Origin of the sequence: Vibrio sp. 10N.222.49.C9 (assembly GCF_041474985.1) — a bacterium.
GTDB lineage: Bacteria > Pseudomonadota > Gammaproteobacteria > Enterobacterales > Vibrionaceae > Vibrio > Vibrio crassostreae_C.
The window spans coordinates 1-382 of sequence record NZ_JBFRVD010001057.1; the positions used below are offsets into that span (position 1 = coordinate 1).

1 protein-coding gene is annotated in these 382 nt (G+C 44.8%); it reads right to left on the bottom strand.

Annotated elements, in window-relative coordinates; translation table 11 throughout:
• Window positions 1-382, bottom strand: a 382-nt coding sequence (locus tag AB4585_RS26880) for a hypothetical protein (RefSeq protein ID WP_372171789.1), incomplete at both ends; no start/stop codon positions are given.

Consider the following 382-nt stretch of genomic DNA (forward strand, 5'->3'; position numbering starts at 1 on the left):
ATTTTTGTCACCACCAACTGACTTGGTTGTTGTTCAAATCTCCATTGCGTTATCAACCCAGATTTATTGATATGAAGAACTTTGCGCCCCAACAGATCATAGGCAAACTCCTCAATCCCTCCTTCGGAGTCAGTCACCCTGACAGCTTGGCCAAACGCATTGTATTCGTGGTCGAATACACCACCAGCAGCATCACTTTGTTTTACTGGTAGACCTCGCCAGTTCAATTCATTTTGTATCCGAACCTGCCCATTATTGGGCGCAGATATAGATACAATTTGCCCTAGCGCATTGACCTGATATTGAACGCTGTTGTGGTTGCCATCTTGAGCTTCAACAATATGGCCTAGTTCATTTCGCCTATATTGAGCGCGGTATGAAC